Consider the following 20601-nt stretch of genomic DNA (forward strand, 5'->3'; position numbering starts at 1 on the left):
GGGTGGCCCCTAATTGTTGTTGGTCAGGCACTGTCAGCGTTCTTGGTTAATTGGTAATACCAATTTACAATCGCTGTTGGCTAGGGTAAAAGCCTTGATGTCGGTGTGTCAATTTGTCGCCCTGAAACTTTTGTCGAATAAGCGGTGCAGACGGAATCTGATCCGGTCGGGCGAATGTGCTCTGACAGGTGTCGGCGGGGCGCCGATAGGCCAGAATAGAGAGCCCGGCGAGCGGTCGGGATCGTGGAGAAATGAGTTATGGGGTTTGATCAGATTCGTCAGCGCCGTTTGTCTGACGATATTGTCGAGCGCCTCGAGGGGATGATCCTCGAGGGCACGCTGAAGTCCGGTGAGCGGCTTCCGGCCGAACGCGCCTTGGCCGAGCAGTTCGGCGTATCGCGTCCGTCGTTGCGCGAAGCGATTCAGAAACTGGCGGCCAAAGGTTTGCTGGTTAGTCGCCAGGGCGGCGGCAACTATGTGGTGGAAACGCTCGGCTCGACCTTCAGCGATCCGCTGCTATTGCTGCTGGAAAGCAACCCGGAAGCTCAGCGCGATTTGCTGGAGTTTCGGCACACTTTGGAGGCATCGTGCGCCTATTACGCAGCATTGCGCGCTACCGACGTGGATCGCGAGCGGCTCACTGCGGCGTTCAACGAGCTGCAGGATTGTTATACACGGAATGACGAAGTGAGCCGGGCGGAAGAGGGCGCGGCCGATGCGAAGTTTCATCTGGCTATCGCCGAGGCCAGCCACAACGCAGTGCTGCTGCACACCATTCGCGGGCTGTTCGATCTGCTCAAGCGCAACGTGGTGACCAATATCGGCGGCATGTACAAGCAGCGCACGGAAACCCGCGACATGCTGATCTCTCAGCACCGGGAATTGTATCTGGCGATTATCGAAGGACGGGCGGAGCAGGCGCGCGAGGTTTCCAGTCGGCACATTCTGTATGTGCAGGAGGTGCTGGAAGAGGTGCGGCAGGAAGTTCAGCGCATGGCTCGGGCGGAGCGGCGTAAAGGGATGTAGCTTTTAGAAGCAAAAAGATCGCAGCCTTCGGCAGTTCCTACAGGGAAATTCTCATTCCTGTGTAGGAGCTGCCGCAGGCTGCGATCTTTTAAAGCAGGAAAATTACTCTTCCTTGCCCTTGTTGCGCACGGCGCGCTGCAGCTCTCGACCGGCGTCGCGTTCGCGCTCGGTGTCACGCTTGTCGTATTCCTTCTTGCCCTTGCCCAGAGCAATCTCGCACTTGACCATGTGCTTGCTCCAATAGAAGGACAGGCACACGCAGGCGTAGCCTTTCTGTTGCACGGCAGCGGCGAGTTTTTCCAGCTCGCGCTTGTTGAGCAGCAGTTTGCGGGTGCGGGTCGGGTCGGCGATGACGTGGGTGCTGGCAGTCATCAACGGTGTGATGTGACTGCCGAGGAGCCAGGCTTCGCCGTCCTTGAGCAGCACGTAACTGTCGACCAGTTGCAGCTTGCTTGCCCGCAGACTTTTTACTTCCCAGCCGGCCAGGACCAGACCAGCCTCGAAACGATGTTCGATGAAGTAATCGTGTCGCGCCTTTTTGTTCTGCGCGATGGTCCCTGTTGGGTGTTTCTTCTGTTTAGCCATAGGGGCGGCATTATATGGAGATAAACGGTCCTCGGCTACGGTGATGCTGCGTGCTTGAGCACGTTGAGTGAATCCCGGACAATGCGGCCTCTTTTTCTAACGCTTGGGCGTGATATTCAATGTCGACAGACAAGGTTTCTGTCCACGGCAGTTGGGCTAGCCGCTGGGTTTTCATATTCGCCGCGACCGGTTCGGCCGTGGGACTGGGCAGCATCTGGAAATTCCCCTACATGGTCGGGGTCTACGGTGGCGGCGCCTTCGTGCTGATGTTTCTGGCCTGCATCGCCCTGATCGGGATCCCGGTCATGCTGGCTGAAACCCTGATCGGCCGCCGCGCACGGCAGAGTCCGGCGAACGCCCTGAAGGTGCTGGCGCTGGAAGCCGGGCATTCGGGCAAGTGGTCGTGGGGCGCATTTGCCGGGATGATCACAGCGTTGCTGATCCTGTCTTTCTATAGTGTGGTTGGCGGCTGGTCGCTGGATTACATCATCGACATGGGGCGCGGCGACTTCCAGGGCGCCACGGCGGAGCAGGTCGGCGCTTATTTTGGCAATGTGATCTCCGATCCCTGGCGTCTGACACTTTGGCACACAGTTTTCATGCTGTTGTCGGCCGTAGTGATCGCCAAAGGCGTGGTTGCCGGGCTTGAGCGCAGTTTGCGCATCATGATGCCGCTGCTGTTCGTGATGGTGCTGGTGTTGCTGGGTTACAGCATGACCACCGGGCATTTCATGGAGGGCGTGCATTTCATGTTCGATTTCCACCCGGAAAAAGTCCTCGACGGCTTGCTGCCCGCCATGGGGCATGCGTTCTTTTCCCTGAGCGTGGGCGTCGGCTCGATCATGATCTACGGCGCTTACATGACCAAGGAAGCCTCGTTGTCCGGCACGGTGGTCGGTGTGGCACTGCTCGACACTTTCGTGTCGCTGGTGGCCGGTCTGGCATTGTTTCCGATTGTGTTTGCCGGCGGTTTGAACCCTAGCGAAGGCCCGGGCCTGATGTTCGTCAGTCTGCCATTTGCCTTCGGTAACGTGGTTTTCGGCCAGTTGATGGGCGTGGTGTTCTTTGTCCTGGTGGCAATTGCCGCCTGGAGCTCGGCGATTTCCCTGCTCGAACCAATGGTTGCCTATCTGGTTGAACGCACGAAAATCAGCCGTGGCTGGGTGACTTTCTGGCTGGCCTTCATCTGCTGGTTCGTCGGTCTGGGTACGGTTTTCTCTTTCAATATCTGGAAGGAAGCCAAATTTTTCGTGAACGATGGCGGCCTGTTCCACCTCTACCAATGGGGTGCGGCGGGCGGTCTGGACTTCTTCGGCGTGATCGATTTCTTCACCTCGCGGATCATGTTGCCGCTCGGTGGCTTGTGCTTCGTGCTGTTTGCCGGTTGGGTGATGGGGCGTGAGGCGGTGCGTGACGAGTTGTCGATTCGCAACCCGGCACTGTTTGCCCTGTCCTTGTTCTTGATGCGCTACGTGGCGCCTATCGGCATTCTTGTAGTGTTTGCCGCTCAGCTCTGGAAGTAACGCTTACATGACGACACATATTCAACGTTCGGCGTTGCTGCCATACCCGGCGCAATTCCTCTACGACCTGGTCAACGACGTCGCGCGTTACCCGGAATTCCTGCCGTGGTGCTCGTCCGCCGAGGTGCTGGAGAGCTCGCCCGAACACATGCGCGCCAGCGTTGGCGTGGCCAAGGGCGGTCTAAGTCAGCACTTCGTCACGCGCAATACGCTGGTGCCGGGGCAGTCGATCGAGATGAACCTGGAAGAGGGTCCGTTCAACCAGCTGCATGGCGTCTGGGTCTTCAAGGCGTTGAACGAGAAGGCCTGCAAGATCAGTCTTGACCTGTCTTTCGACTACGCCGGCCCACTGGTGCGCGCGACGCTCGGCCCGCTGTTCAATCAGGCGGCGAATACGTTGGTGGATGCGTTCTGCCAGCGTGCCAAGCAGATGCATGGTTGATCCGGTGATCGAGATTGAAGTGGTGTATGCCGCCGTGGATCGCCAGGTTCTGCGCACTTTGCGCGTCCCTCAAGGGACGACAGTGCGTGAGGCGGTGCTCAAGTCAGGTATTGGCGATGAATTTCCCGAGCTGGATCTGAGTGATTGTCCGCTGGGGATCTTCGGCAAGGTGGTGGCTGCTCCACAGGCTCGCTTGATTCAGGCGGGGGATCGCATCGAGATCTACCGCCCATTGCTGGCGGATCCGAAGGAGGTTCGGCGCTTGCGGGCGGCCAAGGCTGCCGAAGCCAAGGCACGAAATCAGTAGGCTGAGCAAATCGCAGGCAATAAAAAACCCGGAAATTCCGGGTTTTTTATTGCCTCGCACATTACTGCGGCGAGGTGTCCAGCGGCTCAGGCGTCGGAACCGGAACGGTTTCAACACCGTCCACGTCCTTCTGGATCGAATCCAGCAAGGAGCCTGGTTTGGCTGGTTCTTCCGGCTTCGGCTTCTCGGCGTTTTCAGCAGGGGCGGTCACGCTGGTGCCACTGTCCTTGCCGAGAATGGCTTCGTCACGGCTTACGCCCGGCATGAAGTCACCGGACAGGCTGACAAGCTGGTCGTTGGAGTTGAAGTTAACACTCACGCGCTCCTGCTGGCGTTCACCGCCACCAGGTTGCAGGCTGTACAGATAATCCCAGCGATCGGCATGGAACGTGTCGGTCAGCAGAGGGTTACCCATGATAAACCGTACTTGCCGACGGGTCATTCCCGGGCGTAACTGGTCTATCATGTCCTGCGTGACGACATTGCCCTGCTGGATGTCGATTTTGTAAACCCCGGGGAATGAACAACCGGCGAGTGCGAGCAGTCCCACAAAGGTGAAACTGGTTAGCAAGAGCTTGGTGTTTTGCATCGGTGGGCGACTTCCACTATCTTGGCTGGGACAACGTAAACGCCGATCATACCCGCATTAAGAGAAGCTGCGAAGCAGCATCGCGAGAAAGCTGACCATGGTTGAAAATAGCGAACTACGCAAAGCCGGCCTCAAAGTGACCCTGCCACGGGTCAAGATCCTGCAAATGCTCGATTCTACCGAGCAGCGTCACATGAGTGCCGAAGACGTCTACAAGGCGTTGATGGAAGCGGGCGAGGACGTTGGTCTGGCCACGGTTTACCGTGTTCTGACCCAGTTCGAAGCCGCTGGCCTCGTGGTCCGTCACAACTTCGACGGTGGCCACGCGGTATTCGAACTGGCCGACGGTGGCCACCACGACCACATGGTCAACGTGGAAACCGGTGAAGTCGTCGAATTCGTCAGTCCGGAAATCGAAAAGCTCCAGAAGGCAATCGCCGAGGAGCACGGTGTTGATCTGGTAGATCACAATCTGGTGCTGTACGTACGCAAGAAAAAGTAAGCATGTCGCGCGAATTTCAGGTTCGCGAAACGAACGAAGGCGACCCAAGGGTCGCCTTCGTGCTTTCTGCTGTGCTTAAACTTTTGCGGTAACCACCATTTTTTTCGCGTGAGCCAAAGACTCTTTGGTCAGGTCGATGCCGCCCAGCATCCGAGCCACTTCCTCTATACGGTCGTTCTTGCTCAGCTTGGACACGGCGGTGTGAGTCGCTTGTTCGCCCCGTACCTTGTGCACGAATAAATGCTGATGACCCTGCGCCGCCACTTGCGGCAAGTGCGTCACGGTCAGCACCTGCCCGCGATCGCCAAGACGCCGCAACAACTGGCCGACGATTTCGGCGGTCGGTCCGCCGATGCCCACGTCCACTTCGTCGAATACCAGGGTCGGCACCCGTGAGGTCTGCGCGGTGATCACCTGAATCGCCAGGCTGATCCGCGACAGCTCGCCACCGGAGGCCACTTTGGCCAATGCCTTCAGTGGCTGGCCGGGGTTGGCGCTGACCAGCAGTTCGACTTGTTCCAGGCCATTGGGCAGCAATTCGTCGCTGCTGTTGGCGCGCAATTCGATGGTGAAGCGCCCGCCCGGCATGCCCAGGCGCTGGATTTCCTGCTCCACGGCGCTGGCAAGGCTGCCGGCCGCTTGGTGGCGCAAGTCGCTCAGCTCGCGGGCTTTCTCTTGATAATGGCGCGCGTAGGACGCCAGTTCTTCACCCAGGCGCTCGATGGATTCGTCGTTGGCGTTAAGGGTTTCGATCTCATCCAGCAACTTCTGCTGCATCTCGGCGACTTCGGTTGGCTGGATCCGGTGCTTGCGGGCCAGGGTGTAAATTGCGTCGAGGCGTTCTTCCAGATACTGCAGGCGCGCCGGATCGGCATCGAAGTTGTCGAGGAAGCGATTGAGTTCGCCCACGGCTTCTTCGACCTGGATCTGCGCGCTGGTCAGCAGGCTGCTGGCTTCGCCCACTGCGCCAACCGAGTTGTTCACGCTCGACAGGCGATTGAGGCTGGCGGTCAGTGCATTGAGTACGTTGCCGGAATCGCTTTCGCTGCACTGCTCGACCACTTGTCGGCAAATGCCGAGCAGGGTTTCGGCGTTGGTCAGGTTTTTGTGTTCCTGCTCCAGCTGTTCGAGTTCGTTTTCGCCGAGGCCGAGGTTTTCCAGTTCTTCGAGCTGGTAGCTGAGCAGTTGGTGACGCGCGCGTTGTTCGTCGCCGGAGTTCGAGAGGCGCTCCAGCTCCTGGCGGGTCTGACGCCAGCGCTGCGCGGCGAGTTGGACCTGACGGGCCAGATCGGTCGCGCCGGCGTATTCATCGAGCAGGCGCCGGTGGGTATCGGTTTTCAGCAGGGACTGGTGTTCGTGCTGGCTGTGGATATCGATCAGCAGTTCGCCGAGGGCCTTGAGATCGCCGAGCGGGCAGGGCGTGCCATTGATATAGCCGCGTGAACGGCCTTCGGCGGTGATCACCCGACGCAGGATGCACGGACCATCGTTTTCCAGGTCGCGCTCAGCCAGCCAGGCATGGGCCTCAGGGATGTCGATCAGATCGAAGGTGGCCAGAATGTCGGCCTTGTCGGCGCCCGGGCGGACCACGCCGCTGTCGGCGCGGTCGCCAAGGGTCAGGCCCAGGGCGTCGAGCATGATCGACTTGCCGGCGCCGGTTTCCCCTGTGATCACGCTCATCCCGCGATCAAGTTCGAGATCGAGATGTTCAACGATGGCGTAGTTGTGTACGGACAGGTGCACCAGCATAAAGGCCGCTCCCAGGCTTTAGGTCTGGTTATTTATACAGTGTTTTGTTTCGGCCTGACAATGCCCTCGCTTAGCTCGATTCGCTTGATCCGATCAAATGCTTAGTCCGAGCAGGAATGACAATGCAGCACTTTTTTGTAGGGTTAATCATTGCAGGCCCTTGAAGCCTGATTTTGCGGCCCCATATATCGGGGCAGAAGCGCGAGTACAGCTCGCGGACGTAATTGAAAGGAGAATTCTATGGCTGACGAACAGACAGTAGATACGCAAAATCCAGAAGCCAATCAGGCGCCCGAAACTTCGGGTGACGACCTGGCGACCCGTGTACAAGTGCTCGAGGAGCAGTTGGCCGCCGCGCAGGATCAGTCGCTGCGCGTAGCTGCCGATCTGCAGAACGTCCGCCGCCGTGCCGAGCAGGATGTCGAGAAGGCGCACAAGTTTGCGCTGGAAAAATTCGCCGGTGACCTGCTGCCGATCGTTGACAGCCTGGAGCGCGGCCTCGAACTGTCGAGCCCGGACGACGAAAGCATCCGTCCGATGCGCGAAGGCATCGAGCTGACCCTGAAAATGTTCCACGACACCCTCAAGCGTTATCAGCTTGAAGCGATCGATCCGCATGGCGAACCGTTCAACGCCGTTCACCATCAGGCGATGGCCATGCAGGAAAGCGCCGACGTCGAACCGAACAGCGTTCTGAAGGTGTTCCAGAAGGGCTATCAGCTCAATGGTCGCCTGTTGCGTCCGGCCATGGTTGTGGTCAGCAAGGCGCCGGCGCCAATTTCGCCTTCGATTGACGAGAAGGCTTGAAATTAGCCGCAAGGCCCCCATTTAGAAGTCAAGCGTTTAAGTATTACCGCAGTTAGCCACCACTGCTGCGGCAACAAAATCCAAAGTTTCGGGAGAGTGAACATGGGCAAAATTATCGGTATCGACCTGGGGACTACCAACTCCTGCGTCTCCGTGCTGGAAAACGGCGTAGCCAAAGTTATCGAAAACGCCGAAGGCGCGCGCACCACGCCGTCGATCATCGCTTACGCCAACGATGGTGAAATCCTCGTTGGTCAGTCGGCCAAGCGTCAGGCAGTGACCAACCCGCACAACACCCTGTACGCGGTGAAGCGTCTGATCGGTCGCAAGTTCGACGAAGAAGTCGTACAGAAAGACATCAAGATGGTCCCGTACAAAATCGCCAAGGCTGACAACGGCGATGCCTGGGTTGAAGTGAACGGCCAGAAAATGGCGCCGCCACAAATCTCGGCTGAAATTCTGAAGAAGATGAAGAAGACCGCCGAAGACTACCTCGGCGAGCCTGTGACCGAAGCGGTAATCACCGTTCCGGCCTACTTCAACGACAGCCAGCGTCAGGCGACCAAAGACGCCGGCCGCATCGCCGGTCTGGACGTTAAACGTATCATCAACGAACCAACCGCAGCTGCTCTGGCTTACGGTATGGACAAGGCCAAGGGCGATCACACCGTGATCGTTTATGACCTGGGTGGCGGTACTTTCGACGTTTCCGTGATCGAGATCGCTGAAGTTGACGGCGAGCACCAGTTCGAAGTGTTGGCCACCAACGGCGACACCTTCCTCGGCGGTGAAGACTTCGACATTCGTCTGATCGACTACCTCGTTGACGAATTCAAGAAAGAAAGCGGCATGAACCTCAAAGGTGACCCGCTGGCCATGCAGCGCCTGAAAGAAGCCGCTGAGAAAGCCAAGATCGAGCTGTCGTCCGCGCAGTCGACCGACGTCAACCTGCCGTACATCACTGCAGATGCCACCGGTCCTAAGCACCTGAACGTGAAGATTTCGCGTGCCAAGCTCGAAGCACTGGTTGAAGACCTGGTTCAGCGCACCATCGAACCTTGCCGTATCGCCATGAAAGACGCCGGTATCGACGTTGGCGCGATCAACGACGTGATTCTGGTCGGCGGTCAGACCCGTATGCCGCTGGTACAGAAACTGGTGACCGATTTCTTCGGTAAAGAAGCACGTAAAGACGTGAACCCGGACGAAGCGGTTGCCATGGGTGCTGCGATTCAGGGCGCCGTTCTGGCCGGTGACGTGAAGGACGTTCTGCTGCTCGACGTGAGCCCGCTGACCCTGGGTATCGAAACCATGGGTGGCGTGATGACCGCGCTGATCGAGAAAAACACCACGATTCCTACCAAGAAATCGCAAGTGTTCTCGACTGCCGACGACAACCAGGGCGCTGTGACCATTCATGTCCTGCAAGGTGAGCGTAAGCAAGCCGCACAGAACAAGTCCCTGGGCAAGTTCGACCTGGCCGACATTCCACCAGCTCCACGTGGCGTGCCGCAGATCGAAGTGACCTTCGACATCGACGCTAACGGCATCCTGCACGTTGGCGCGAAAGACAAGGCGACCGGTAAAGAGCAGAAGATCACCATCAAGGCCAACTCCGGTCTGTCGGATGAAGAAATTCAGAAGATGGTTCGCGATGCCGAGCTGAACGCCGAGGAAGACCGCAAGTTCGCTGAGCTGGCTGAATCCCGTAACAAGGGTGATGCACTGGTTCACTCGACTCGCAAAATGGTTACCGAAGCGGGCGACAAGGTCAGCGCTGAAGAGAAGACCGCGATCGAAGCTGCCGTGGTTGCACTGGAAGCCGCTGTGAAAGGCGACGACAAGGCTGCCATCGAAGCGAAGATCGAAGAGCTGTCGAAAGTCTCGGCTCCGGTCGCTCAGAAGATGTACGCCGAACAGGCTCAGCCTGCTGAAGGCGCGGCGCCGCACGACGAGAAAGCTGAAAAGGCTGACGATGTTGTCGATGCCGAGTTCGAAGAAGTCAAAGACCACAAGTAAGTTGTTGGTCGGCCGGTTGACTGCCTTGCGGCGGTGACTGGTAGGATGTCGCCGCGCGGGAGCTTGCTCCCGCGTTGGCGTATCTGGAATACACGAATTTTTACAGCATGCGACAAGGTTCGCCTGCTGCTGGTATGGCCGGGAATGCTCCTGCTTTTCGCGCCGCAAGTACCAAATGAAACAAAGACCAGGATCGTTGAATTGACGTGAGTTGGGTCCGGGCCTGTATTGGGGCTCAACGAGTTTGGCCATCCTCAGGAGGGGTTTGCCGAACGTCCTCAAGAGTGCAAAAGACTTATGGCAAAGCGTGACTATTACGAAGTATTGGGTGTAGAGCGTGGTTCAAGCGATGCAGACCTGAAGAAGGCCTATCGTCGTCTGGCGATGAAGCATCACCCGGACCGTAATCCCGATGACAAAGCGTCGGAAGAACTGTTCAAAGAGGCCAACGAGGCCTACGAAGTATTGTCCGATTCGAGCAAGCGCGCGGCGTACGACCAGTACGGTCATGCTGGCGTCGACCCAAGCATGGGTGGCGGTGGCGCCGGTTTCGGCGGGCAGAATTTCTCGGACATCTTTGGCGATGTCTTCAGTGACTTCTTCGGTGGCGGTCGCGGCGGTTCCCGTGGCGGCGCCCAGCGTGGCAGCGATCTGCGCTACACCCTGGAGCTGAATCTGGAAGAAGCGGTACGCGGTACCACCGTGAATATCCGTGTTCCGACGCTGGTCAATTGCAAGCCATGCGATGGTTCCGGCGCGAAGAAAGGCTCGTCGCCATCGACCTGCCCGACCTGCGGCGGCATCGGCCAGGTGCGTATGCAGCAGGGCTTCTTCTCGGTGCAGCAGACCTGCCCGCGTTGCCATGGCCAAGGCAAGATCATTTCCGATCCGTGCGATTCCTGCCACGGCGACGGTCGCGTCGAAGAGTACAAGACCCTGTCGGTGAAGGTGCCGGCTGGCGTTGATACCGGCGACCGCATTCGTCTGTCTGGCGAGGGCGAGGCGGGCACCCAGGGCGGCCCGACCGGCGACCTGTATGTGGTGATCAACGTGCGCGAGCACGACATCTTCCAGCGCGATGGCAAGCACCTGTTCTGCGAAGTGCCGATCAGCTTTGTTGATGCGGCGCTCGGCGGCGAGCTGGAAATCCCGACCCTCGACGGTCGCGTCAAACTGAAAATCCCTGAAGGCACCCAGACCGGCAAGCAGTTCCGCGTACGCGGCAAAGGCGTGGCGCCGGTGCGGGGCGGTGGTGCGGGCGACTTGATGTGCCGTGTAGCGGTCGAGACCCCGGTCAATCTGAATCGTCGTCAGCGCGAACTGCTCGAAGAATTCCGCAGCTCGCTGGCGGACGACAACAGCCACTCGCCGAAAACCACCGGTTGGTTCGATGGTGTGAAGCGCTTCTTCGGCGATCTGTAAGGAGTCGGCATGCGACGTATAGCTGTGATGGGCGCCGCCGGGCGCATGGGCAAGATTCTGGTCGAGGCCGTGCAGCAGCGCGCGCCGCTGACCGGCCTGACCGCGGCGATCGTTCGTCCCGGCAGTACGCTGATCGGAGTGGATGCCGGTGAGCTGGCTTCGCTGGGCCGTATTGGGGTGCCGTTGTCCGGCAACCTGGAGTCGGTGGCTGAAGAGTTCGACGTGCTGATCGATTTCACCCTGCCGGAAGTCATGCTGAAAAACCTCGCGTTCTGTCGCAAGGCTGGCAAGGCCATGGTCATCGGCACTACCGGGCTCGACGCTGCGCAGAAGCAGTTGCTGGCCGAGGCGGGCAAGGATATTCCGATCGTCTTCGCGGCAAACTTCAGTGTCGGGGTCAACCTGTCGCTGAAGCTGCTCGAAATGACCGCCCGGGTGCTGGGCGACGATGCCGACATCGAGATCATCGAGGCGCATCACCGGCACAAGATCGATGCTCCGTCCGGCACGGCGCTGCGCATGGGTGAAGTGATTGCCGATGCACTGGATCGTGATCTGCAGAAGGTTGCGGTCTACGGTCGTGAAGGTCACACCGGTGCGCGCGAGCGGGAAACCATCGGTTTCGCCACCGTGCGTGGTGGTGATGTTGTCGGCGATCACACCGTGCTGTTCGCCTGTGAGGGCGAGCGCCTGGAGATCACGCACAAGGCTTCCAGTCGCATGACTTTTGCCAAGGGTGCGGTGCGTGCGGCGTTGTGGCTGGATGCGCGCGAGCCGGGTCTGTATGACATGCAGGACGTACTGGAACTGAATTGATTGACTGTTTTACCCAGCGCAAACGCCCGGTTTGCGCTGGTTTTTCTGCACCGCGTGACGCCCTGTCGCATTCTCCGGCCTTTCAGGCTCTTTAGCGGTGGACCAAAAAAGCCTTTTTCTGTAAGCTACAGCTTTAGTGTGTCCACTAAAAGCGCGCAGAATAATTCAGTGAAGAAGCGGGGTGACGTGTCCATACGTCACTCCGCTTTTTTACAACCTGCGATTGCCCTTTCATGCGTTATTTACGGGAGGTCTTCTTGACTAAGCCAGCCATACTCGCCCTTGCTGATGGCAGCATTTTTCGCGGCGAAGCCATTGGAGCCGACGGTCAAACCGTTGGTGAGGTGGTGTTCAACACCGCAATGACCGGCTATCAGGAAATCCTTACCGATCCTTCCTACGCCCAACAGATCGTTACCCTGACTTACCCGCACATCGGCAACACCGGCACCACGCCGGAAGATGCCGAGTCCGACCGCGTATGGTCCGCTGGCCTGGTCATCCGTGACCTGCCGCTGGTAGCGAGCAACTGGCGTAACACGATGTCCCTGTCTGACTACCTGAAAGCCAACAACGTTGTGGCAATCGCTGGTATCGACACCCGTCGCCTGACCCGCATCCTGCGTGAAAAAGGCGCACAGAACGGCTGCATCATGGCTGGCGACAACATTTCCGAAGAAGCGGCAATTGCCGCCGCGCAAGGCTTCCCGGGCCTGAAGGGCATGGATCTGGCGAAAGTCGTCAGCACCAAGGAAAAGTACGAATGGCGCTCCACTGTCTGGGATTTGAAGACCGACAGCCACGCGACCATCGAAGCGTCCGAGCTGCCATATCACGTGGTCGCCTACGACTACGGCGTCAAACTGAACATCCTGCGCATGCTGGTCGAGCGCGGCTGCCGCGTGACCGTGGTGCCGGCGCAAACCCCGGCTGCCGATGTGCTGGCACTCAAGCCGGACGGCGTGTTCCTGTCCAACGGCCCTGGTGATCCGGAGCCATGCGACTACGCAATCAAGGCGATCAAGGAAGTGCTGGAAACCGAAATTCCGGTCTTCGGTATCTGCCTCGGTCACCAACTGCTGGCTCTGGCCTCCGGCGCCAAGACCCTGAAAATGGGCCACGGCCACCACGGTGCCAACCACCCGGTACAGGATCTGGACACTGGTGTTGTGATGATCACCAGCCAGAACCACGGTTTCGCGGTTGACGAAGCGACCTTGCCGGCCAACGTGCGTGCGATCCACAAGTCGCTGTTCGACGGCACCCTGCAAGGTATCGAGCGCACCGACAAGAGCGCGTTCAGCTTTCAGGGGCACCCTGAAGCGAGCCCGGGCCCGAACGATGTGGCCCCTCTGTTTGACCGCTTCATCAACGAGATGGCCAAGCGACGCTAAGCGCTCGCCTTGAGACTGTAGCGAGAAGCCCTCGAGGGCGGCCCCGACACCGGTGGCGCCCCTCAGGGCTTCAGAAATCGATCAAGACGGCTTGCCGACTGACCTGCGGATTTGAGTGACAAACCCATGCCAAAACGTACAGACATTAAAAGCATCCTGATTCTCGGCGCTGGCCCGATCGTTATCGGCCAGGCCTGTGAATTCGACTACTCCGGCGCCCAGGCCTGTAAGGCCCTGCGCGAAGAGGGTTACCGCGTCATCCTGGTGAACTCCAACCCGGCCACCATCATGACCGACCCGGACATGGCCGACGCCACGTACATCGAGCCGATCAAATGGCAGACCGTGGCCAAGATCATCGAAAAAGAGCGTCCGGATGCAGTGCTGCCAACCATGGGCGGCCAGACTGCACTGAACTGCGCCCTGGACCTGGAGCGCGAAGGCGTTCTGGAGAAATTCGGCGTGGAAATGATCGGCGCCAACGCCGACACCATCGACAAGGCTGAAGACCGCTCGCGTTTCGACAAGGCCATGAAGTCCATCGGTCTGGAATGCCCGCGTTCCGGTATCGCCCACAGCATGGAAGAAGCCAACGCCGTCCTCGAGCGTCTGGGCTTCCCGTGCATCATCCGTCCGTCCTTCACCATGGGCGGCACCGGTGGCGGTATTGCGTACAACCGTGAAGAGTTCGAAGAAATCTGCGCCCGCGGTCTGGACCTGTCGCCGACCAAAGAGCTGCTGATCGACGAATCGCTGATCGGCTGGAAAGAATATGAAATGGAAGTTGTCCGCGACAAAAAGGACAACTGCATCATCGTCTGCTCGATCGAAAACTTCGACCCGATGGGCGTGCACACCGGTGACTCGATCACCGTGGCTCCGGCACAGACCCTGACCGACAAGGAATACCAGATCCTGCGTAACGCCTCGCTGGCGGTACTGCGCGAGATCGGCGTCGAGACCGGCGGTTCCAACGTGCAGTTCGGTATCTGCCCGGACACCGGCCGCATGGTCGTGATCGAGATGAACCCGCGTGTATCGCGTTCCTCGGCACTGGCTTCGAAAGCCACCGGTTTCCCGATCGCCAAGGTCGCGGCCAAACTGGCGGTGGGCTACACCCTCGACGAACTGTCGAACGACATCACCGGCGGCAAGACTCCGGCGTCCTTCGAACCGTCGATCGACTACGTCGTCACCAAGCTGCCGCGTTTCGCCTTCGAAAAATTCGCCAATGCTGACGCACGCCTGACCACTCAAATGAAGTCGGTGGGTGAAGTCATGGCCATCGGCCGCACCTTCCAGGAATCCCTGCAGAAAGCCCTGCGCGGTCTGGAAGTCGGCGTTTGCGGTCTGGACGAGAAGCTCGACCTGAGCAATCCGGAAAGCATGAGCATCCTCAAGCGCGAGCTGACCGTTCCGGGCGCCGAGCGTATCTGGTACGTGGCGGACGCATTCCGCGCCGGCATGACCGTCGAAGACATCTTCGGCATGAACATGATCGACCCGTGGTTCCTGGTGCAGATCGAAGATCTGATCAAGGACGAAGAGAAGGTCAAGACCCTCGGTCTGTCCGCCATCGACCGCGACCTGATGTTCAAGCTCAAGCGCAAAGGCTTCTCCGATCAGCGTCTGGCCAAACTGCTGGGTGTGACCGAGAAGAACCTGCGTACTCACCGTCAAAAACTGGAAGTGTTCCCGGTCTACAAGCGTGTTGACACCTGCGCTGCCGAGTTCGCCACCGACACCGCCTACCTCTACTCGACGTACGAGGAAGAGTGCGAAGCCGCGCCGTCCGGCCGCGACAAGATCATGATTCTGGGTGGCGGTCCGAACCGTATCGGCCAGGGCATCGAGTTCGACTACTGCTGCGTACACGCTGCTCTCGCACTGCGCGAAGACGGCTACGAAACCATCATGGTCAACTGCAACCCGGAAACCGTTTCCACCGACTACGACACTTCCGACCGTCTGTACTTCGAGCCGGTAACCCTGGAAGACGTGCTGGAAATCTGCCGCGTCGAGAAGCCGAAAGGCGTGATCGTCCAGTACGGCGGCCAGACTCCGCTGAAACTGGCGCGTGCCCTGGAAGCCGCTGGCGTGCCGATCATCGGTACCAGCCCTGATGCCATCGACCGTGCCGAAGACCGTGAGCGCTTCCAGCAAATGGTCGAGCGCCTGAACCTGCGTCAGCCGCCAAACGCCACCGTGCGCAGCGAAGACGAAGCCGTTCGCGCTGCCGCGAAAATCGGTTATCCGCTGGTGGTGCGCCCGTCCTACGTATTGGGCGGCCGCGCGATGGAAATCGTTTACAAGGAAGACGAACTCAAGCGCTACCTGCGTGATGCGGTGCAAGTGTCCAACGACAGCCCGGTGCTGCTTGATCACTTCCTCAACTGCGCCATCGAGATGGACGTGGATGCGGTCTGCGACGGCAAGGACGTGGTGATCGGCGCGATCATGCAGCACATCGAACAGGCGGGCGTTCACTCCGGTGACTCCGCGTGCTCGCTGCCGCCGTACTCGCTGCCGGCGCACATCCAGGACGAGATGCGCGAACAGGTCAAGAAAATGGCCCTGGAACTGGGCGTTGTCGGTCTGATGAACGTGCAACTGGCGCTGCAGGGCGAAGACATCTACGTCATCGAAGTCAACCCGCGCGCTTCGCGTACCGTGCCGTTCGTGTCCAAGTGCATCGGTGTCTCCCTGGCAATGATCGCGGCTCGCGTCATGGCCGGTAAGACCCTGAAGGAAATCGGCTTCACCAAGGAAATCATCCCGAACTTCTACAGCGTGAAAGAGGCGGTGTTCCCGTTCGCCAAATTCCCTGGCGTTGACCCGATCCTCGGCCCAGAGATGAAGTCCACCGGTGAAGTGATGGGCGTCGGCGACACCTTCGGTGAAGCATTCGCCAAGGCCCAGATGGGCGCCAGCGAAGTGCTGCCGACCGGCGGTACCGCGTTCATCAGCGTGCGTGACGATGACAAGCCGCTGGTTGCGGGCGTGGCCCGTGATCTGATCAACTTGGGCTTCGAAGTGGTCGCGACTGCCGGCACTGCCAAGCTGATCGAAGCTGCAGGCCTGAAAGTGCGCCGTGTGAACAAGGTGACCGAGGGTCGTCCGCACGTGGTCGACATGATCAAGAATGACGAAGTCACCCTGATCATCAACACCACCGAAGGCCGTCAGTCGATCGCTGATTCCTACTCCATTCGTCGTAATGCCCTGCAGCACAAGATCTACTGCACCACCACCATTGCTGCGGGCGAAGCTATCTGTGAAGCGCTGAAGTTCGGTCCCGAGAAGACCGTACGCCGCTTGCAGGATCTACACGCAGGATTGAAGGCATGATCAAATACCCAATGACCGTCCAGGGCGCGAAAGCCCTGGAAGAAGAACACGCTCACCTGACCAAGGTCGTTCGTCCGAAGCTCAGCCAGGACATCGGTACCGCTCGCGAGTTGGGTGACCTGAAGGAAAACGCTGAGTACCATGCCGCCCGCGAACAGCAAGGCATGGTCGAGGCGCGGATCCGTGACATCGAAGGCCGGATCCAGAATCAGGTCATCATCGATGTCACGACTATCCCGCACACCGGCAAAGTGATTTTCGGTACCACCGTCGAAATCGCCAACGTCGAGACTGATGAAAGCGTCACTTACCACATCGTGGGTGAGGATGAGGCTGACTTCAAACTCGGCAAGATTTCGGTCGGCTCGCCTTTGGCCCGCGCCTTGATCGGCAAGGAAGAGGGTGATGTGGTCGCCGTGAAAACGCCGAGTGGCGTTATCGAGTACGAGATTGTCGAAGTCCGTCACATCTGAAGGCAGGCGCCCGCTACATGCGGGCGCCATGCTTTGGCAGCTGACCCAGATGTTGTGGGTCGGCGGCTTCTGGTTGATTCATCTCGGTTTGCGACCGGTGTTGGGCAAGATTGGCTTGGCACCGTTGCTGATCGATGAGATTGCCGATGCGTTCGAAATGCCGGTGGTGGGTTTCGCCGCCGCATGCGTGATTTTTCAGGCTTTGGTGCTGGTACAGGCCGATGGCCTTGACAGTCTATGGCGGGATTTTCGCGGGCAGGTGTTGCTGATGGCGTTGTTTGCGTGTGCGATGTTTGTCGCCGTGCATGTCGGCTGGCCGCGAGCGCAGCGCTGGCAGGAGTTCAGTTTTCTGCTGTTGGGCTTCTCCGGGCTGGTGTTGGTGTTGCAACCGCTGCCGGGATGGAGTGGCAGGGTGCGCGAAGCACACCCTTGACCCCTTTCATCACTTGAAGCGATGAACGTTCGACAGCTGCTTGTTGACGCTGAAGTTCTTGCGATAAACCAGTGCCATCTTGCCGATGACCTGTACCAGGTCAGCCTTGCCGACCTTGCACAGTTCTGCAATGTGCGCCAGGCGCGACTCGCGATCTAGGATGTTGAGCTTGATCTTGATCAGCTCGTGATCCGCCAGGGCGCGTTCAAGTTCGGCTAATACACCTTCAGTCAGACCGTTGTCCGCCACCGTCAAAACTGGTTTCAGGTGGTGGCCAATGGATTTGTACTGTTTCTTCTGCTCTGGAGTGAGCGGCATAATCTGACCCTTTCGTCTGGATTCTGTAAAATGGCGGCCATTTTACCCGAGGGTTCGTGGATCCGCCCAATTAATCACGACCCTTATTATCGAGGTGCCCAATGGCGCGTTCCAAGACAAGCCTTGGTTGGCTGAAACGACATGTCAACGATCCTTATGTGAAGCAGGCGCAGAAGGATGGCTACCGCTCGCGTGCGAGTTACAAGCTTCTGGAGATCCAGGAGAAATACAAGCTGATCCGTTCCGGCATGAGCGTTGTCGATCTGGGCGCAGCGCCCGGCGGCTGGTCGCAGGTCACCAGCCGGCTGATCGGTGGTCAGGGGCGTCTGATCGCTTCGGACATCCTGGAAATGGACAGCATTCCGGACGTGACCTTCATTCAAGGTGACTTCACCGAGGACGAAGTGCTCGCGCGAATCCTTGAAGCGGTGGGTAATTCGCAGGTGGACCTTGTGATTTCCGATATGGCCCCCAATATGAGTGGTACGCCTGAAGTGGACATGCCCAAAGCCATGTTCCTTTGTGAGCTGGCGCTTGATCTGGCGGAGCGGATACTCAAACCGGGTGGCAATTTCGTGATCAAGATTTTTCAGGGCGAAGGGTTTGATGTTTACCTGAAGGATGCTCGCAAGAAATTCGACAAGATCCAGATGATCAAGCCGGATTCTTCCCGTGGCAGCTCCCGCGAGCAATATATGCTGGCTTGGGGTTACCGCGGCGGTAATGAGTAAAACGAGGTTTTTTGTCGGGGCGATAGGTTTTTCGTATTTTGCCCCGCGTGCATAAGCGAATATTGTGTAGAAAGTGTTTCACAAAGGGTTACAGACGGCGCCTGCCAGAGTTGTAGGTAATGTAGTAAGTTAGGCCGGTGAATATCATGCGAAGCGCGCGCCAGTAGCGGAGCTTGCTTCAGAGGGTAGTTAATTGAACGATATGGCAAAGAATCTGATCCTGTGGTTGATCATCGCGGCAGTCCTCGTGACGGTGATGAACAACTTCTCCAGCCCTAACGAGCCGCAGACCCTCAACTATTCCGACTTCATCCAGCAGGTCAAGGATGGCAAGGTCGAGCGCGTAGCCGTTGACGGCTATGTGATTACCGGCAAGCGCAACGATGGCGACAGCTTCAAGACCATTCGTCCGGCGATCCAGGACAATGGCCTGATCGGCGACCTGGTCGACAACCACGTTGTGGTCGAAGGCAAGCAGCCTGAGCAGCAAAGCATCTGGACCCAACTCCTGGTGGCCAGCTTCCCGATCCTGGTGATCATCGCGGTGTTCATGTTCTTCATGCGCCAGATGCAGGGCGGTGCCGGCGGCAAGGGCGGACCGATGAGCTTCGGCAAGAGCAAGGCACGCCTGCTTTCCGAAGATCAGGTGAAAACCACCTTGGCTGACGTTGCCGGTTGCGACGAAGCCAAGGAAGAGGTCGGCGAGCTGGTTGAGTTCCTGCGTGATCCGGGCAAGTTCCAGCGCCTGGGTGGTCGTATTCCTCGCGGCGTATTGATGGTCGGTCCTCCGGGTACCGGTAAAACCTTGCTGGCCAAGGCGATTGCCGGCGAAGCGAAAGTGCCGTTCTTCACCATCTCCGGCTCCGACTTTGTTGAAATGTTCGTGGGTGTTGGTGCAAGCCGCGTTCGCGACATGTTCGAGCAGGCCAAGAAGCACGCTCCGTGCATCATCTTCATCGACGAAATCGACGCCGTCGGTCGCCATCGTGGCGCCGGCATGGGCGGCGGTCACGACGAGCGTGAGCAGACTCTCAACCAGTTGCTGGTGGAGATGGATGGCTTTGAAATGAATGACGGCATCATCGTGATCGCCGCCACCAACCGTCCTGACGTACTTGACCCTGCGCTGCTGCGTCCGGGCCGTTTCGACCGTCAGGTCGTAGTAGGTCTGCCGGACATCCGTGGTCGCGAGCAGATCCTCAAGGTTCATATGCGCAAAGTGCCAATGGGTGACGACGTTGCTCCGGCCGTTATCGCACGTGGTACCCCGGGCTTCTCCGGTGCCGATCTGGCTAACCTGGTCAACGAGGCGTCGCTGTTCGCTGCACGCAGCGGCAAACGCATCGTCGAAATGAAGGAGTTCGAGCTGGCCAAAGACAAGATCATGATGGGCGCCGAGCGCAAATCGATGGTCATGTCCGAGAAAGAGAAGCAGAACACCGCTTATCACGAAGCTGGTCACGCTATCGTCGGTCGCGTCGTACCTGAGCATGATCCGGTCTACAAGGTCTCCATCATTCCACGTGGTCGTGCGCTGGGTGTGACCATGTTCCTGCCGGAAGAGGATCGCTACAGTCTGTCCAAGCGTGCGTTGATCAGTCAGATCTGCTCGCTGTACGGGGGCCGTATTGCTGAAGAAATGACTCTTGGTTTCGACGGTGTGACCACCGGTGCTTCCAACGACATCATGCGTGCCAGTCAGATTGCGCGGAACATGGTGACCAAGTGGGGGCTGTCGGAAAAACTCGGTCCGCTGATGTACGCCGAAGAAGAAGGTGAAGTGTTCCTCGGTCGCGGCGGTGGCGGTCAGGCCGCAAGCTTCTCCGGTGAAACGGCCAAACTGATCGACTCCGAAGTGCGCAGCATCATCGATCAGTGCTACGGCACGGCCAAGCAGATCCTCACGGACAACCGTGACAAGCTGGATGCCATGGCCGATGCGCTGATGAAGTACGAAACCATCGATGCCGAGCAGATCGACGACATCATGGCCGGTCGTACACCTCGTGAGCCGCGTGACTGGACTGGTGGCACGGGTACGCCTCCGCCTCCAGTGATCCAGGATGAGCGTCCGGAAACACCGATCGGCGGTCCGGCTGCTGACGTTTAAGGTTTGA

The 20601-nt window shown here is 58.7% G+C and carries 19 protein-coding genes; 15 read left to right on the top strand and 4 right to left on the bottom strand.

Translation table 11 applies throughout. The annotated features are described in order from the left end of the window. The first annotated feature begins 258 nt into the window (after positions 1-258). Complete coding sequence (locus LOY52_RS03785; RefSeq protein ID WP_258678257.1) at positions 259-1026, top strand: FCD domain-containing protein; 768 nt, start codon at positions 259-261, stop codon at positions 1024-1026. Between the two features lie 102 nt (positions 1027-1128). Here the strand turns inward: LOY52_RS03785 and smpB are convergent, their stop codons facing one another. Then, positions 1129-1611 carry an SsrA-binding protein SmpB gene (gene smpB, locus LOY52_RS03790; RefSeq protein WP_003221505.1) on the bottom strand — a complete coding sequence of 161 codons (483 nt, stop codon included), beginning with the start codon at positions 1609-1611 and terminating at the stop codon, positions 1129-1131. Positions 1612-1730: 119 nt separating this feature from the next. On the opposite strand from smpB, the gene LOY52_RS03795 reads away from it, so the two are divergent. From LOY52_RS03795 to LOY52_RS03805, 3 genes are read left to right on the top strand one after another with little or no spacing between them, the layout of a single operon-like run. Then, positions 1731-3134: a sodium-dependent transporter gene (locus LOY52_RS03795; RefSeq protein WP_007961408.1), complete on the top strand. Its 1404-nt coding sequence runs from the start codon at positions 1731-1733 to the stop codon at positions 3132-3134. 7 nt (positions 3135-3141) lie between these two features. Further along, positions 3142-3576, top strand: a complete 435-nt coding sequence (locus LOY52_RS03800) for a type II toxin-antitoxin system RatA family toxin (RefSeq protein ID WP_003221509.1) — start codon at positions 3142-3144, stop codon at positions 3574-3576. Continuing rightward, entirely contained in the window at positions 3569-3883 is a 315-nt protein-coding gene (locus LOY52_RS03805) for an RnfH family protein (protein WP_258678259.1), read from the top strand. Before LOY52_RS03800 ends, LOY52_RS03805 begins: the two co-directional genes overlap by 8 nt. Positions 3884-3944: 61 nt before the next feature. On the opposite strand, the gene LOY52_RS03810 is transcribed toward LOY52_RS03805, so the two are convergent. Beyond that, complete coding sequence (locus LOY52_RS03810) at positions 3945-4472, bottom strand: outer membrane protein assembly factor BamE (protein ID WP_007961419.1); 528 nt, start codon at positions 4470-4472, stop codon at positions 3945-3947. Positions 4473-4569: 97 nt separating this feature from the next. Between LOY52_RS03810 and fur the strand changes: the two genes are divergently transcribed. Further along, positions 4570-4974: a ferric iron uptake transcriptional regulator gene (gene fur, locus LOY52_RS03815; protein ID WP_003221515.1), complete on the top strand. Its 405-nt coding sequence runs from the start codon at positions 4570-4572 to the stop codon at positions 4972-4974. 75 nt (positions 4975-5049) lie between these two features. On the opposite strand, the gene recN is transcribed toward fur, so the two are convergent. After that, complete coding sequence (gene recN / locus LOY52_RS03820) at positions 5050-6723, bottom strand: DNA repair protein RecN (RefSeq protein ID WP_258678261.1); 1674 nt, start codon at positions 6721-6723, stop codon at positions 5050-5052. Positions 6724-6963: 240 nt separating this feature from the next. Here recN and grpE point away from each other — a divergent pair, with 240 nt between their 5' ends. The 8 genes from grpE to LOY52_RS03860 all read left to right on the top strand — a co-directional run bounded on the left by grpE (position 6964) and on the right by LOY52_RS03860 (position 17435). Continuing rightward, entirely contained in the window at positions 6964-7530 is a 567-nt protein-coding gene (gene grpE / locus LOY52_RS03825; protein ID WP_007961425.1) for a nucleotide exchange factor GrpE, read from the top strand. 102 nt (positions 7531-7632) lie between these two features. Next, positions 7633-9549 carry a molecular chaperone DnaK gene (gene dnaK / locus LOY52_RS03830; RefSeq protein WP_003221521.1) on the top strand — a complete coding sequence of 639 codons (1917 nt, stop codon included), beginning with the start codon at positions 7633-7635 and terminating at the stop codon, positions 9547-9549. Between the two features lie 297 nt (positions 9550-9846). Next, positions 9847-10971, top strand: a complete 1125-nt coding sequence (dnaJ, locus tag LOY52_RS03835) for a molecular chaperone DnaJ (protein WP_003221522.1) — start codon at positions 9847-9849, stop codon at positions 10969-10971. 9 nt (positions 10972-10980) lie between these two features. Next, positions 10981-11787, top strand: coding sequence for a 4-hydroxy-tetrahydrodipicolinate reductase (dapB, locus tag LOY52_RS03840; RefSeq protein ID WP_258678262.1), 807 nt, complete (start codon positions 10981-10983; stop codon positions 11785-11787). A 257-nt stretch (positions 11788-12044) separates the two neighbouring features. Next, complete coding sequence (gene carA, locus LOY52_RS03845; RefSeq protein ID WP_027610776.1) at positions 12045-13181, top strand: glutamine-hydrolyzing carbamoyl-phosphate synthase small subunit; 1137 nt, start codon at positions 12045-12047, stop codon at positions 13179-13181. Between the two features lie 126 nt (positions 13182-13307). Further along, positions 13308-16529 (top strand): carbamoyl-phosphate synthase large subunit, encoded by a 3222-nt coding sequence (gene carB / locus LOY52_RS03850; RefSeq protein WP_007961429.1) that lies wholly within the window; start codon positions 13308-13310, stop codon positions 16527-16529. After that, the gene (gene greA, locus LOY52_RS03855) at positions 16526-17002 is read left to right on the top strand and encodes a transcription elongation factor GreA (RefSeq protein ID WP_003221530.1); all 477 of its coding nucleotides are present in this window, start codon (positions 16526-16528) and stop codon (positions 17000-17002) included. Before carB ends, greA begins: the two co-directional genes overlap by 4 nt. A gap of 28 nt (positions 17003-17030) precedes the next feature. Next, entirely contained in the window at positions 17031-17435 is a 405-nt protein-coding gene (locus LOY52_RS03860) for an MFS transporter (protein ID WP_258678266.1), read from the top strand. A 9-nt stretch (positions 17436-17444) separates the two neighbouring features. On the opposite strand, the gene LOY52_RS03865 is transcribed toward LOY52_RS03860, so the two are convergent. Beyond that, entirely contained in the window at positions 17445-17753 is a 309-nt protein-coding gene (locus LOY52_RS03865; RefSeq protein ID WP_003221534.1) for a YhbY family RNA-binding protein, read from the bottom strand. A 101-nt stretch (positions 17754-17854) separates the two neighbouring features. Between LOY52_RS03865 and rlmE the strand changes: the two genes are divergently transcribed. Beyond that, positions 17855-18484 carry a 23S rRNA (uridine(2552)-2'-O)-methyltransferase RlmE gene (gene rlmE, locus LOY52_RS03870; RefSeq protein ID WP_003221536.1) on the top strand — a complete coding sequence of 210 codons (630 nt, stop codon included), beginning with the start codon at positions 17855-17857 and terminating at the stop codon, positions 18482-18484. 202 nt (positions 18485-18686) lie between these two features. Beyond that, positions 18687-20594 (top strand): ATP-dependent zinc metalloprotease FtsH, encoded by a 1908-nt coding sequence (gene ftsH / locus LOY52_RS03875; protein ID WP_045122149.1) that lies wholly within the window; start codon positions 18687-18689, stop codon positions 20592-20594. Positions 20595-20601: the final 7 nt, after the last annotated feature.

Source organism: Pseudomonas sp. B21-051, assembly GCF_024748795.1.
Classification (GTDB): Bacteria; Pseudomonadota; Gammaproteobacteria; order Pseudomonadales; family Pseudomonadaceae; genus Aquipseudomonas; species Aquipseudomonas putida_A.

What these genes read in the sequence shown, in the direction of transcription:
- LOY52_RS03785 (WP_258678257.1), top strand. Translation starts at nt 259, where the DNA reads ATGGGGTTTGATCAGATTCGTCAGCGCCGTTTGTCTGACGATATTGTC.
- smpB (WP_003221505.1), bottom strand. Translation starts at nt 1,611, where the DNA reads ATGGCTAAACAGAAGAAACACCCAACAGGGACCATCGCGCAGAACAAA.
- LOY52_RS03795 (WP_007961408.1), top strand. Translation starts at nt 1,731, where the DNA reads ATGTCGACAGACAAGGTTTCTGTCCACGGCAGTTGGGCTAGCCGCTGG.
- LOY52_RS03800 (WP_003221509.1), top strand. Translation starts at nt 3,142, where the DNA reads ATGACGACACATATTCAACGTTCGGCGTTGCTGCCATACCCGGCGCAA.
- LOY52_RS03805 (WP_258678259.1), top strand. Translation starts at nt 3,569, where the DNA reads ATGGTTGATCCGGTGATCGAGATTGAAGTGGTGTATGCCGCCGTGGAT.
- LOY52_RS03810 (WP_007961419.1), bottom strand. Translation starts at nt 4,472, where the DNA reads ATGCAAAACACCAAGCTCTTGCTAACCAGTTTCACCTTTGTGGGACTG.
- fur (WP_003221515.1), top strand. Translation starts at nt 4,570, where the DNA reads ATGGTTGAAAATAGCGAACTACGCAAAGCCGGCCTCAAAGTGACCCTG.
- recN (WP_258678261.1), bottom strand. Translation starts at nt 6,723, where the DNA reads ATGCTGGTGCACCTGTCCGTACACAACTACGCCATCGTTGAACATCTC.
- grpE (WP_007961425.1), top strand. Translation starts at nt 6,964, where the DNA reads ATGGCTGACGAACAGACAGTAGATACGCAAAATCCAGAAGCCAATCAG.
- dnaK (WP_003221521.1), top strand. Translation starts at nt 7,633, where the DNA reads ATGGGCAAAATTATCGGTATCGACCTGGGGACTACCAACTCCTGCGTC.
- dnaJ (WP_003221522.1), top strand. Translation starts at nt 9,847, where the DNA reads ATGGCAAAGCGTGACTATTACGAAGTATTGGGTGTAGAGCGTGGTTCA.
- dapB (WP_258678262.1), top strand. Translation starts at nt 10,981, where the DNA reads ATGCGACGTATAGCTGTGATGGGCGCCGCCGGGCGCATGGGCAAGATT.
- carB (WP_007961429.1), top strand. Translation starts at nt 13,308, where the DNA reads ATGCCAAAACGTACAGACATTAAAAGCATCCTGATTCTCGGCGCTGGC.
- greA (WP_003221530.1), top strand. Translation starts at nt 16,526, where the DNA reads ATGATCAAATACCCAATGACCGTCCAGGGCGCGAAAGCCCTGGAAGAA.
- LOY52_RS03860 (WP_258678266.1), top strand. Translation starts at nt 17,031, where the DNA reads ATGCTTTGGCAGCTGACCCAGATGTTGTGGGTCGGCGGCTTCTGGTTG.
- LOY52_RS03865 (WP_003221534.1), bottom strand. Translation starts at nt 17,753, where the DNA reads ATGCCGCTCACTCCAGAGCAGAAGAAACAGTACAAATCCATTGGCCAC.
- rlmE (WP_003221536.1), top strand. Translation starts at nt 17,855, where the DNA reads ATGGCGCGTTCCAAGACAAGCCTTGGTTGGCTGAAACGACATGTCAAC.
- ftsH (WP_045122149.1), top strand. Translation starts at nt 18,687, where the DNA reads ATGGCAAAGAATCTGATCCTGTGGTTGATCATCGCGGCAGTCCTCGTG.